Source organism: Streptomyces sp. NPDC050145 (assembly GCF_044460245.1).
Lineage (GTDB): Bacteria > Actinomycetota > Actinomycetes > Streptomycetales > Streptomycetaceae > Streptomyces.
Genome location: NZ_JBITJS010000021.1, coordinates 59,921 through 72,125, shown reverse-complemented (window position 1 = coordinate 72,125; position 12,205 = coordinate 59,921). Strand labels below are relative to the sequence as shown.

At 71.6% G+C, this 12,205-nt stretch carries 13 protein-coding genes; 5 read left to right on the top strand and 8 right to left on the bottom strand.

Features of this window, described 5'->3' with window-relative positions:
* Nucleotides 1-239 precede the first annotated feature (239 nt).
* The 4 genes from ligA to ACIBTU_RS33315 form a co-directional block, all read right to left on the bottom strand.
* Complete coding sequence (ligA, locus tag ACIBTU_RS33330) at nt 240-2,429, bottom strand: NAD-dependent DNA ligase LigA (RefSeq protein WP_399130472.1); 2,190 nt, start codon at nt 2,427-2,429, stop codon at nt 240-242.
* Nucleotides 2,430-2,539: 110 nt separating this feature from the next.
* The gene (locus ACIBTU_RS33325; RefSeq protein ID WP_399130409.1) at nt 2,540-3,547 is read right to left on the bottom strand and encodes a methionine synthase; all 1,008 of its coding nucleotides are present in this window, start codon (nt 3,545-3,547) and stop codon (nt 2,540-2,542) included.
* 31 nt (nt 3,548-3,578) lie between these two features.
* Nucleotides 3,579-4,277 carry an SDR family oxidoreductase gene (locus ACIBTU_RS33320; RefSeq protein WP_399130408.1) on the bottom strand — a complete coding sequence of 233 codons (699 nt, stop codon included), beginning with the start codon at nt 4,275-4,277 and terminating at the stop codon, nt 3,579-3,581.
* 7 nt (nt 4,278-4,284) lie between these two features.
* A complete protein-coding gene (locus ACIBTU_RS33315) occupies nt 4,285-4,830 on the bottom strand; it encodes a TIGR00730 family Rossman fold protein (protein WP_399130407.1) in 546 nt (181 codons plus the stop codon).
* Nucleotides 4,831-4,908: 78 nt separating this feature from the next.
* Here ACIBTU_RS33315 and ACIBTU_RS33310 point away from each other — a divergent pair, with 78 nt between their 5' ends.
* From ACIBTU_RS33310 to ACIBTU_RS33295, 4 genes are all read left to right on the top strand, one after another.
* Nucleotides 4,909-5,259, top strand: coding sequence for a DUF427 domain-containing protein (locus ACIBTU_RS33310; protein ID WP_399130406.1), 351 nt, complete (start codon nt 4,909-4,911; stop codon nt 5,257-5,259).
* 302 nt (nt 5,260-5,561) lie between these two features.
* Nucleotides 5,562-5,900 (top strand): hypothetical protein, encoded by a 339-nt coding sequence (locus tag ACIBTU_RS33305; RefSeq protein ID WP_399130405.1) that lies wholly within the window; start codon nt 5,562-5,564, stop codon nt 5,898-5,900.
* A gap of 48 nt (nt 5,901-5,948) precedes the next feature.
* Nucleotides 5,949-6,917, top strand: coding sequence for a hypothetical protein (locus ACIBTU_RS33300; RefSeq protein ID WP_399130404.1), 969 nt, complete (start codon nt 5,949-5,951; stop codon nt 6,915-6,917).
* Nucleotides 6,914-8,035 carry a hypothetical protein gene (locus ACIBTU_RS33295; protein WP_399130403.1) on the top strand — a complete coding sequence of 374 codons (1,122 nt, stop codon included), beginning with the start codon at nt 6,914-6,916 and terminating at the stop codon, nt 8,033-8,035. The genes ACIBTU_RS33300 and ACIBTU_RS33295 overlap by 4 nt, the downstream gene beginning before the upstream one ends.
* Before the next feature lie 265 nt (nt 8,036-8,300).
* Here ACIBTU_RS33295 and mnmA read toward each other — a convergent pair whose 3' ends face one another.
* Nucleotides 8,301-9,446 carry a tRNA 2-thiouridine(34) synthase MnmA gene (mnmA, locus tag ACIBTU_RS33290; RefSeq protein WP_399130402.1) on the bottom strand — a complete coding sequence of 382 codons (1,146 nt, stop codon included), beginning with the start codon at nt 9,444-9,446 and terminating at the stop codon, nt 8,301-8,303.
* A gap of 88 nt (nt 9,447-9,534) precedes the next feature.
* Between mnmA and ACIBTU_RS33285 the strand changes: the two genes are divergently transcribed.
* Nucleotides 9,535-10,224, top strand: coding sequence for an N-acetylmuramoyl-L-alanine amidase (locus tag ACIBTU_RS33285; protein ID WP_399130401.1), 690 nt, complete (start codon nt 9,535-9,537; stop codon nt 10,222-10,224).
* Between the two features lie 115 nt (nt 10,225-10,339).
* Here ACIBTU_RS33285 and ACIBTU_RS33280 read toward each other — a convergent pair whose 3' ends face one another.
* From ACIBTU_RS33280 to ACIBTU_RS33270, 3 genes are all read right to left on the bottom strand, one after another.
* Nucleotides 10,340-11,509: a cysteine desulfurase family protein gene (locus ACIBTU_RS33280; RefSeq protein ID WP_399130400.1), complete on the bottom strand. Its 1,170-nt coding sequence runs from the start codon at nt 11,507-11,509 to the stop codon at nt 10,340-10,342.
* An 88-nt stretch (nt 11,510-11,597) separates the two neighbouring features.
* Nucleotides 11,598-11,936 carry a DUF4190 domain-containing protein gene (locus ACIBTU_RS33275; protein ID WP_399130399.1) on the bottom strand — a complete coding sequence of 113 codons (339 nt, stop codon included), beginning with the start codon at nt 11,934-11,936 and terminating at the stop codon, nt 11,598-11,600.
* Between the two features lie 29 nt (nt 11,937-11,965).
* A complete protein-coding gene (locus ACIBTU_RS33270) occupies nt 11,966-12,127 on the bottom strand; it encodes a hypothetical protein (RefSeq protein WP_399130398.1) in 162 nt (53 codons plus the stop codon).
* Between the last annotated feature and the right edge of the window lie 78 nt (nt 12,128-12,205).

Sequence of the window (12,205 nt, the reverse complement as noted above, 5' to 3'; positions counted from 1 at the left end):
TCCCGTCCCTCTCACAGCCGGCGGTGCCCAGGTCCGCTGCCCGTTCCCCCTGACTCCCGATGAGTTCCGGCGAGCAGGACACGCCCCGTCCGTGGCAGGACACGGCAGGCGCACCCCTCAACAGTAGGCCGCGGAAGGCTTCCACGGGCACCAGTCGGACGCGCCCGAGCACGGTTGCCCGAATGCGACCCGGCCACCCGTATGCATCTGATATGCGCCGAACGGGTGGCCTTCAACCGCTACTCCTCGGTCGGTTGTTCGGCGGGAAGTGCCACGTCGGCGGCGGCTTCGGGTCCCTGCTCCAGCAGGACGACGAACCCGTCCTCGTCCAGGACCGGGACCTTCACCTGCATGGCCTTGTCGTACTTGGACCCCGGGTTGTCACCGACGACCACGAACGACGTCTTCTTGGACACCGAGCCGGTCACCTTGGCGCCTCTGCTCTGCAGGGCCTCCTTGGCACCGTCGCGCGTGTAGTTCTGGAGGGTGCCGGTGACGACGACGGTCAGGCCCTCCAGCGGGCGCGGGCCCTCGTCCTCACCTGCGCCTTCGTCCTCCGTGCGGACGCCGGCCGCGCGCCATTTGCGCAGGATCTCGCGGTGCCAGTCCTCGGCGAACCACTGCTTCACGGAGGCGGCGATGATGCCGCCCACGCCGTCGGTCGCGGCGAGTTCCTCCTCCGTGGCCTGATCGATGCGGTCGAGGGAGCGGAACTCGCGGGCGAGCGCGGCGGCGGCGACGGGGCCGACGTGCCGGATCGACAGGCCGTTGATGATCCGGGCCAGCGGCCGGTCCTTGGCGGCGGCGATGTGCTCCAGCATCGAGACCGCGTTCTTCTTCGGCTCGCCCGACTTGGTGGCGAACACGTCGGCGATCTTGTCCTCGCCGGTCTTCGGGTCGCGCTTGGGCAGTCCGCTGTCCTGGTCGAGGACGTACGCCCTGATGGGCAGCAGCTGCTCCATGGTGAGGTCGAAGAGGTCGCCCTCGTCGGTCAGGGGCGGCTGCTCGGGCTCCAGCGGTGCGGTGAGCGCGGCCGCCGCCACGTAGCCGAAGTTCTCGATGTCGAGGCACTGGCGGCCCGCGAGGTAGAAGAGGCGCTCGCGCAGCTGGGCCGGGCAGGTGCGGGCGTTCGGACAGCGGAGGTCGATGTCGCCCTCCTTCATGGGCCGCAGCGGGGTGCCGCAGGCGGGGCACTCGGCGGGCATCACGAAGGCGTGCTCGGTGCCGTCGCGCAGGTCGACGACCGGGCCGAGGATCTCGGGGATCACGTCGCCGGCCTTGCGGATGACGACCGTGTCGCCGATGAGCACCCCCTTCTTCTTGACGATCTCCTGGTTGTGCAGCGTCGCGAACTCGACCTCGGAGCCGGCCACGGTGACCGGCTCGACCTGGGCGTACGGGGTGACGCGGCCGGTGCGGCCGACGCCCACCCGGATGTTGACCAGCTTGGTGTTGACCTCTTCGGGCGGGAACTTCCAGGCGATGGCCCAGCGCGGGGCGCGGGCGGTGGAGCCGAGGCGGCCCTGGAGGGGGATCTCGTCGAGCTTGACGACGACGCCGTCGATCTCGTGCTCCACGGAGTGGCGGTTCTCCCCGTAGTGCGCGATGTACTTGCGGACGCCGTCGAGGTCGTCGACGACCCTGCTGTGCGAGGTCGTGGGCAGGCCCCACTCGCGCAGCAGCTCGTAGGCGTGCGAGAGGCGGTCGATGTCGAAGCCCTCGCGGGCGCCGATGCCGTGGACGACCATGTGCAGCGGGCGGGAGGCGGTGACGCGGGGGTCCTTCTGGCGCAGGGAGCCCGCCGCCGCGTTGCGCGGGTTGGCGAAGGGCTTGTCGCCGGCCTCGATCAGCCGGGCGTTGAGCCCCTCGAACTCCTCCATGGGGAAGAAGACCTCGCCGCGGACCTCCACGAGGGCGGGCACGCGGTCGCCCCGGAGGCGGTCGGGGATCTCGGCGATCGTGCGGACGTTCGGCGTGATGTCCTCGCCGACGCGGCCGTCGCCCCGGGTGGCGGCGCGGGTCAGCCGGCCGTCCTCGTACGTCAGGTTGACCGCGAGGCCGTCGATCTTCAGCTCGCACAGCAGGTGGTAGTCGGTCGTGCCGGCGTCCCTGGCGACGCGCTCCGCCCAGGCGGCGAGCTCCTCGTCGTCGAACGCGTTGTCCAGCGAGAGCATCCGCTCGCGGTGCTCCACGGACGTGAACTCCGTCGCGTAGTCCCCCGCGACCTTCTGGGTCGGCGAGTCCGGGGTGCGCAGCTCGGGGTGCTCCCCCTCCAGCGCCTCCAGGGCGCGCAGCAGCCGGTCGAACTCCGCGTCGGACACGACGGGCGCGTCCTTCACGTAGTACCGGAAGCGGTGCTCCTCGACCTGCTCCGCCAGCCGGGCGTGCTCCTCCCGTGCCGCGGCGGGGACGGCGCCCCCGCCCGCGATCCGGTCGACCCGCTCGCCCGCGCCGTCCTGCCCCGCCTGTCCTGCCTGTCCGTCTGCTCCGGCTGCCACCGTCTCGTCCTCCCGTCAGCCTGCGTACGCGCTCACTCTGGTCACTCTGGGTTGTCCGCGAGCGACTTCGCCGCCCGGACGCAGTGGGCCTGCACCGCCCGGGCGTACGCGGGCGAGGCGCCCGCGAGGCCGCACGACGGCGTGACCACGACCGACTCCGCGAGCGACCCCGGATTCAGCCCCAGCCTGCGCCACAGCGTCCTGACACCCATGACGCTACCGGCAGGGTCCGACAACGGGCCGTCCACGCCGGGCACGACACCGGCGAACAGCCTGGTCCCGCCCTCGACGGCCTCGCCGAGGGTGTCGTCGTCACGCTGGGTGAGCAGGGAGAAGTCGAAGGAGATCGCGTCGGCGCCGGCCCGGCGCAGCAGGGCGAAGGGCACGTCGGGCGCGCAGGAGTGCACGATCACGGGCTCGCCGGCCTGGACCGCCATGACCTCGCGCAGGGTGGACTCGACGAGCTGGCGGTCGACGGCGCGGTGGGTGCGGTACTCGCTGGCCGTCTTGATCTGTCCGCGCAGCACGGCGATGAGGGACGGCTCGTCGAGCTGGAGCACGACGCGGGCGCCGGGGACGCGCCGTCGCACGTCGGCGAGGTGGGCGCGGAGTCCTTCGGCGAGGGAGCCGGCGAGGTCGCGGCAGGCTCCGGGGTCGGAGAGCGCGGCCTCGCCGTTCCTCAGCTCCAGGGCGGCGGCGAGCGTCCAGGGGCCGACGGCCTGGACCTTGAGGGGGCCCTCGTAGCCCTGGGTGAACTCCTCCAGGGCGTCGAGGTCCTCGCCGAGCCAGGACCGGGCGCGCTTGGTGTCCCGTCCCGGCCGGTCCCCGATGCGCCAGCCGCTGGGCTCCACGCGCGCGTAGAGGTCCACGAGCAGGCCCGCGGTGCGGCCGATCATGTCGGCGCCGGGTCCGCGGGCGGGCAGCTCGGCGAGGTACGGGAAGTCCTCGAAGGTGCCGGTGACGGTCTTGGCGGCCTCGCGGGCGTCGCCGCCGGGCAGGGACCCGACGCCGGTGGCGCCTCCGTAGGGGAACTGGCTCTCGTTGCTCACCCCGGAAGCGTACGTAACGCGCGCGTGGCGGTCAGCGGCCCGGGCGCACCGTCAGGTCGTTGACCTCCGCGTCGTGCGGCAGATCGAGGGCCATGACGATCGTCGTCGCGACGGACTCGGGGTCGATCCAGCGGGAGGCGTCGTACTCCTTGCCCTCCTGCTGGTGCACCTTCGCCTGCATGGGGCTGGCGGTGCGGCCCGGGTAGACGGAGGTGACGCGCACCCCGTTCGCGTGCTCCTCGTGGCGCAGCGAGTCGGCGAGGGCCTTCAGGCCGTGCTTGGAGGCGGCGTACGCGGACCATTCGGCGTGGGCGTTCAGGCCCGCGCCGGAGTTCACGAAGAGCACGTGGCCCTGGGCGAGGCGGAGTTGGGGCAGGAAGTGGCGGGTCAGCTCGGCCGGCGCGATCAGGTTCACGTTGAGCTGGTGGTGCCAGGCCTTGGGGGTGAGTTCGCCGACCTTGCCGAGGTCGACGACGCCGGCGATGTGCAGCAGCGAGTCGACGCGGTCGGGCAGCGTCTGGTGGGAGAACGCCCAGGACAGCTTGCCGGGGTCGGAGAGGTCGCCCACCAGGGTCCGGGCGCCGGGGAACTCGGCGGCGAGTTCCTTGGCGCGGCCCGCGTCGCGCGCGTGGAGGTAGAGCTCGTCCCCGCGCGCGTGGAGGCGGCGGGCGACGGCGGCGCCGATGCCGGAACCGGCGCCGGTGATCACATGAGTTGCCATGCCCGCCATGCTCGCACTACTCGATGCCGCGGGACTCCTCCAGGTAGGCGAGCGCGCCGACGGGCTCCTCGGCGAAGAACACCAGGTCGGTGAGCGGGATCGGCAGGAAGCCCTCGTCCTCCATGCGGCGGAACTGCTGCTTGAGCCCGTCGTAGAAGCCCGCCGAGTTGAGCAGCACGACCGGCTTGTCCGTCTTCCCGTGCTTCTTCAGCTCGAGGATCTCGGTGGCCTCGTCGAGGGTGCCGGTGCCGCCCACCATGACGACGACGGCGTCGGACTTCTCCAGGAGGAGCGCCTTGCGCTCGGCGAGGTCCTTGGCGATCACCATCTCGTCGGGCGCGGTGACGGCGCGTGCCTTGGCGGCGAGGAAGTCGACGGACACCCCCACGAGCCGTCCTCCGGCCTCCGCGACCCCGTCGGCGACGACCTTCATGAGCCCGCTCTCGGAACCGCCCCACACCAGGGTGTGGCCCCCCTTGCCGAGCAGCTCGGCGAATTCGCGGGCGGGGCGGGTGTAGCGGTCGTCGAGGTCGGCGGCGGAGAGGAAGACACAGATGTTCATGCCATCCACCGTACGGCCCACGCGCGGGCGGGCGCGTAGGCGGGAAGAAAGCGCCGGGGACCTGACGCTGCACCCTGTATGACGTCAGAAACCCCAGGGCACAACGAGCGCACCGGGCACGCCATCACGGTGCAGCAGGGCTCCGAGCACGTTCGCGTCGTCCACGAAGGGCAGGTGCTCGCCGAGAGCAGCCGCCCTGTGGTGCTGCGCGAGACCGGCTGTCCCGTCCGCTACTACCTCCCCCGTGAGGACGTCCGCACGGACCTCCTGACGCCCTCCGACACGACGACGTACTGCCCCTTCAAGGGAACGGCCTCCTACTGGTCGCTCCCCGACGCCGCCGACCTGGTCTGGTCGTACCCGGACCCGAAGCCCGAAGTGGCCGCCATCAAGGACCACTTGTGCTTCTACGCGACCGAACTCGCCTGATCCGACCGCTCCGCGTCAACCCGACGCCGTCAACGCGCCGCGCTCCGGTCACCGCGGCGGTGGAAGCCACCGCCCGTACCTGAGCGCGGCGCACGCCCCCTGCACCGCGCACCCTCCCGGCAGCCACTCCCCCACCGCCCCTTCCGGGACAACGTTTTGCCCGGCCGCCCGGCACACACGATCTCGAGCCGACGCGCCCGCTCGGCAAGATCACCCTCACGCCGCTCCGGACCGTTAATGATCTCGTACGGTCCGTTACGCTCCGGCGCTCCCTGATGCACCCATCGCACCGAGGAGGCCGTGTGCCCCAGCTCGACCGTGTCGCGTCCATGGACCTGAGCGACGATCCCGTCCGGCGACGCCTGTTACGCCGGGCCCTGGAGTCGTTCCGGCGGGGCGACGGCGGCCCCGTCCTGGAGGAGATGGCCCGGGAGGTGCTCGCGGGCCGGGTGGGCCTGCGGGAGGCGTCCCGCGTCTCCGCGTACGCCGAGGCCACGATCGACCGCGCCGGGGAGTTCCGGCGCCGCTGGGCCGCCATGTCGGACTCCGAGCGTCATGTGCTGGCCCGCGAGGGCGAGTTGGAGACGGAACGCGAGCGGGATCGCATGCGCGAGGAACACGCCTCCCGCCTCGCCCGCTGATCGCCACCGCCCGCACGCCCGCTCGTTCCGGACCCGGAGACCCCCCACATGACGCTCGCCGTCGATCCCATCGACCTGACCGGATTCACGACCCTGATCCACCGCGCGGCCCAGGGCTTCGGGTCCGCGCTGACCTTTCTCGCCCGGCACACCTCCGTCGACTGTGCCGCGACAGCCACGACGTGGGGCCTGGCCCACGACGACCACACGCGACAGGTGCGTGCGGCCAGGGACTCCCTCACGCGCTTCGGTGCGCTCCTGGACGCCTCGCACCGCGAGCTGGACGAGACGGCCCGGTGGTACCGGTCCGTCGCCCTGAGGGAGGCTCAGGAGCTCGACGCCGCGTATCCAGGGGCGCACCGTCGCTCGCTGCCCCGCCAACACCCCAGCGGGAACACGACCTTTCAGGACGTGTGCGACGCCACCGCCCACCTCGAGCCCTCGCCGTTCCCTCCGCATCGGCGAGAGTCCGGGTTCCTGCCCGCCGGCCGGGCCGTGCGCACACCGTTCGACATGGATGTGCTCGGCACGGTCGCGCACTGGCTGACCGGCGACTGGCGCGGCTACCTGGCCTGCGCCGACGCCTGGGACTGCCTCGGGAACTTCTGCGACGCGGCCGCCAAGAACATCCGGCACGGCAACGACGTGCTCGGGCTGACATGGCGGGGCAACGCGGCCGATGCAGCGTGGCGGCACTTCGAGCGCCTGGCGACCACGCTGGAGTCGGCCGGCGACACGTTCCACTCCCTGCGCGAGCACTACGCGGGCATCACGGAGACGGTGTTCGCCTTCGCCGCACTGGTGCGGAGCGCCGTCGCGGACATCTGCTCCCGCCCGACGGAATCGGCGATCGCCGAGTACCGAGAACTCGTGAACCACTACGAGAACGTGCTGGTCGAGGTGGCCACCGCCGTAGGCACCGGCGGATCCCTGACGCAGTTCATGGCGGACGACCTGAGGAATTTCCCCACTTCTGCCCACCCCTCCGCACATGCACCCGAGGAAGCCACCACATGACACTCGCCGTCGAGGCCGACGACCTTCATTCCTATGCGCGTCTCGTCCGGCGTGCCGGGGAGGACTGCGGAAACGGGCTGACCTATCTGGACAAGAGCACGAGCATCGGATTCTCCGTTTCGGGGGAAGCCTGGAATCTGGTGAGCGGAGACCACGCGGAGAAAGTGCGACAGGCCACCGACGTCCTGAGCCGGTTCGGGGTGATCCTGCGCGGGTCCGAGAAAGAGCTGCGGAAATCGGCGTCGTGGTACCGGACCGTGGACCTGGGGCGGGCCCGCGCGCTCGACGCCACGTATCCCAGCGCGGGGGCGGCCAGGTCGATCGTGCGGCAGCGACCTGAGGGCACGACTGATTTCGCTGACGTACGGGACGCCTCGGGCCGGCTCGTCGCGAGCGGTGGCGCCGACGGCTGGTTCCAAGGGCACGCCCGCGAGTTCGCCTTCGCACCGGTCAACAAGGGCGTGGGCTCGCTGCTCGACCTGGGGAGCATTTCCTCGCTGGCCAACGAAGGGTTGAAGTACGCCTTCGAATTCGACGTCCTCGGCACCGTCGCCAACTGGCTCGCCGGGGACTGGCAGGAGTACGCCGACTGCGCCGACGCGTGGAACTGCCTGGGCAACCTGTGCGCGGACGCGGCCGAGAATCTACGGCACGGGAATAAAGTGCTCGGCCTCTCCTGGAGAGGCAATGCGGCTGACGCGGCGTGGAAGTACTTCGAACGGACCGCCGCGAAGCTCGACACCGCCCGGGACACCTTTCACGACCTGCGCGACCGCTATGTCGGCATCGCCGAGATCGTCTTCTCCTTCGCCGATTTCGTGAAGGGCGCCGTCGCGATGCTCTGCGACGAGGCGGTAGAAGCCGCCATCGCCGCCGCGGCCTCCGCGGCTGTCGCCGTGTCCGGCGTCGGAATTCTCGGCTCGTTCGTCGGCGCGGCCGTCGCAGCCGAGCGAGTGGCCGCGATGGTGAAGACGTACGAAAACATGGTCGACCGCTACGAATCCGTGCTCCTCGTCCTCACCGCGACTCTCGGCGCGATGGGAATGGCCACAACCCTCTGCGATGACCTCAGGCGATTTCCGGTCGTCGGCAGCAGCTACGACAACGAACTCGTATGACCTCGGAGAAATCGAAGAAATGGAGCGCCGGATGAAACTGCAATACCCTGACGAGCCCCGCGCGAGCAGGACTCACCAACGGGCTGTCACCATTCAGGTCGGGACAGCGTTCGTCATGCTGAACGCGACCACGTCCATGATCAAGTTCGGGAGAATCTCTCTGCCTTTCATCGCCGTGACCGCCCTCGCCGTCGGCTGTGCCGTCTACGGCGTGCACAGCCTGTGGTTCGGCCGGGGTCGCCGGTAGCCGAGGGCGCGGCGGAACTCACACCTCCGCCGCGACCCGCTCCGTCGTCGCGATCGTCGCCGAACCCACCACGCGCGTGCCGTCGTACAGGACGATCGCCTGGCCGGGGGCGACGCCGCGGACGGGGGTCGTGAAGCGGACGTGGAGTTCGTCGGCGAGGAGTTCCGCCGTGACCTCGGTCTCGCCGCCGTGGGCGCGCAGTTGGGCCGTGTACGTGCCGGGGCCGGCCGGGGCGGCTCCGCACCAGCGGGGGCGGACGGCGGTCAGGGACGTGACGTCGAGGGAGGCGGCGGGGCCGACCGTCACCGTGTTCGTCACCGGGGAGATGTCCAGGACGTAGCGCGGCTTGCCGTCGGGGGCCGGGGTACCGATCCGCAGGCCCTTGCGCTGGCCGATGGTGTAGCCGAAGGCGCCCTCGTGGGTGCCGAGCTTGGTGCCGGCCTCGTCGACGATGTCGCCCTCGGCCTTGCCGAGCCGGGAGGCCAGGAAGCCCTGGGTGTCGCCGTCGGCGATGAAGCAGATGTCGTGGGAGTCGGGCTTCTTGGCGACCGCGAGGTCACGCCGCTCCGCCTCCGCACGGATCTCCTCCTTGGTGGTGACCGTGTCGCCGAGCGGGAACAGCGCGTGGGCGAGCTGGCGGTCGTCCAGGACGCCGAGCACGTAGGACTGGTCCTTGGCCATGTCGGAGGCTCGGTGCAGCTCGCGCGTGCCGTCGGCGCCGACCAGGACCTTCGCGTAGTGCCCGGTGCAGACCGCGTCGAAGCCGAGGGCCAGCGCCTTGTCGAGCAGCGCGGCGAACTTGATCTTCTCGTTGCAGCGCAGGCACGGGTTCGGCGTGCGGCCCGCCTCGTACTCGGCGATGAAGTCCTCGACGACGTCCTCGCGGAAGCGCTCGGCGAGGTCCCACACGTAGAAGGGGATGCCGATGACGTCCGCGGCGCGGCGCGCGTCGCGGGAGTCCTCGATGGTGCAGCAGCCGCGGGCTCCGGTGCGGAACGACTGCGGGTTCGCGGAGAGGGCGAGGTGGACGCCCGTCACGTCGTGGCCCGCCTCGGCGGCGCGGGCCGCGGCGACGGCGGAGTCCACGCCGCCCGACATGGCGGCGAGCACGCGGAGGGGGCGGTCCTTCTCGGGGGCGGGGGGCTGCGGCGTCTGCGAAGTCATAGCCCTAACAGGGTACGGGCCCGTGGGAACCGAATGCCCCGGAGATCCGTTGTGGATCTCGTACGGGGAAGAACGGGGGTGGTGTCGCGTGGGCGAGCGGGGTTCGGGCAGGGCGAAGGGCCGGGACGGGGACCGGATCGTCAGCAGGCGTGCGCTGATCGTCGGGGGCGCGGCGACGGCGGTGGGCGTGGGGCTGCTCGCGCGGGGTGATCTCGCGCGGATGTGGTGGCAGGTCCCCGGGGTCGACAAGCCCCGCAAGCCCGGCGAGGTGGACTTCAAGGGCGCGGAGTGGGTGGCGGCGGCCGCGGCGAACTGGCGGCGGGCGGACCGCCCGGCCGACTACACGATCGACCGTGTCGTCATCCATGTCACGCAGGGCAGCTACCAGGGCACGCTGAGAGTGTTCAAGGATCCGTGGCACGGCGCGGCCGCGCACTACGTGGTGCGCAAGGACGGGCACATCGCGCAGATGATCCGCGAGCTGGACGTCGCCTTCCACGCGGGGAACAGGGACTACAACCAGCGCAGTGTCGGCATCGAGCACGAGGGCTTCGTGGACCGCCCGCAGGACTTCACGGACGCGATGTACGAGGCCTCGGCGCGGCTGACCGCGGGGATATGCCGGCGGTACGGGATACCCGTGGACCGGGAGCACATCGTCGGGCATGTCGAGGTGCCGGGCACGGACCACACGGACCCGGGCCCGCACTGGGACTGGAAGCGGTACATGCGGCTGGTGCGCGCGGCCCACGAGCGGGCGGGCGCGGCGAAGGCCTGAGCGGGGGGAGCCGACATCCGGGCAGCCGGGCAGCACTGTTCCGGATCGGGCCCACCCGGACCACCCGCCGCCCCGCGGAGCGGATCAAGCTCAGGCCTCCGCCCCGCGGAGCGGATCAGCTCAGGCCCGCTGTGCGGGCGCGCTCCACCGCCGGGCCGATCGCCTTCGCCACGGCGTCCACGTCCGCCGCCGTCGAGGTGTGGCCGAGGGAGAAGCGGAGGGTGCCGCGGGCGAGGTCCGGGTCGGTGCCGGTGGCGAGGAGCACGTGGCTGGGCTGGGCGACGCCGGCGGTGCAGGCGGAGCCGGTCGAGCACTCGATGCCCTGCGCGTCCAGGAGCAGCAGCAGCGAGTCGCCCTCGCAGCCGGGGAAGGTGAAGTGCGCGTTGGCGGGGAGCCGGCCGCCGGGGGCCGGGTCGCCGCCGAGGATCGCCTCGGGGACGGCGGCGTGGACGGCGTCGACGAGGGCGTCGCGCAGGCCGCCGATCTCGCGGGCGAACCAGTCGCGCCGCTCGGCGGCGATCCGCCCGGCGGTGGCGAACGCGGCGACGGCCGGCACGTCGAGGGTGCCGGAGCGCACGTGCCGCTCCTGCCCGCCGCCGTGCAGTACGGGGACGGGGGCGTACTCGCGGCCGAGGAGCAGTGCGCCGATGCCGTAGGGACCGCCGACCTTGTGTCCGGAGACGGTCATGGCGGCGAGCCCTGAGGCGGCGAAGTCGACGGGGAGCTGGCCGAAGGCCTGGACGGCGTCGGCGTGCAGCGGGATGGCGAACTCGCGGGCGACGTCGGCGAGTTCGTGGACGGGCTGGACGGTGCCGATCTCGTTGTTGGCCCACATGACGGTGGCGAGGGCGACGTCGTCCGGGTTGCGCGCGATGGCCTCGCGCAGCGCGGCGGCGTGGACGCGGCCGTGGGAGTCGACGGGGAGGTACTCGACGGTGGCGCCCTCGTGCTCGGCGAGCCAGTGCACGGCGTCGAGGACGGCGTGGTGCTCGACGGGGCTGGCGAGGACGCGGGTGCGGGCCGGGTCGGCGGCGCGGCGCGCCCAGTACAGGCCCTTGACGGCGAGGTTGTCGGCCTCGGTTCCGCCGGAGGTGAAGACGACTTCGCTGGGGCGGGCGCCGAGGGAGGCGGCGAGGGACTCGCGGGACTCCTCGACGGTGCGCCGGGCGCGGCGTCCGGCGGCATGCAGGGACGAGGCGTTGCCGGTGACGGCGAGCTGGGCGGTCATCACCTCGACGGCCTCCGGAAGCATCGGAGTGGTCGCGGCGTGGTCGAGGTAAGCCATGGTGGCCACGATTCTACGAGTCCGCGGCCGGACCTCGGGAGCCGCGTGGGGTCCCGTCCCACGCGGGGCCCTGTCCGGGGGCTCGGGGTCAGCCCGCGATGCTCCAGGACAGGGTGCCGTCGGCGGCGATGAAGGACGCGAGGACGACGAGATCGGCGATGCCCAGTCCGAGGCCGAGGAGGGCGCGGCCGCGGCGTGCGGTGCCGCGGATCAGGGCGAGTCCGGCGAGGACGATGGCGATCGGGCCGAGGAAGATGTTGAGGACCAGCAGGCCGACGAGGCCCAGGACGAACGAGGCGACGGCCATGCCGTCGGCGTCCTGACCGCGCTCGGCCGACTCCGTGACCTCGGCGACCTCGGCGACGTCACCGGCCTCGGTGACTTCGGTGACCTCGGCGTCGGACTTCTTGTCTGCGGTGAGCTGCATTTCGGTACCCCCTGATGGATGGACGGGTGTCAGGCCTGGTGACGGCGGCGGGTGTGGCGCTCGCGGACCGCGAAGACGATCAGCCAGACGGCGATCACGGAGGCGGCGACCAGGGTGAAGGACAGCGGGGCGTGGGCCACGGTGCCGAGGGCGAAGCCCAGGAGCAGGAGGGCCGCTACGAGGAACAGCATGGAGAACCTCTCGGTGTGGATCTCGAGTGTTGATCCCAGGTTTGGGTTACAACTGTTCACTGACTCTTGAGTCTAACT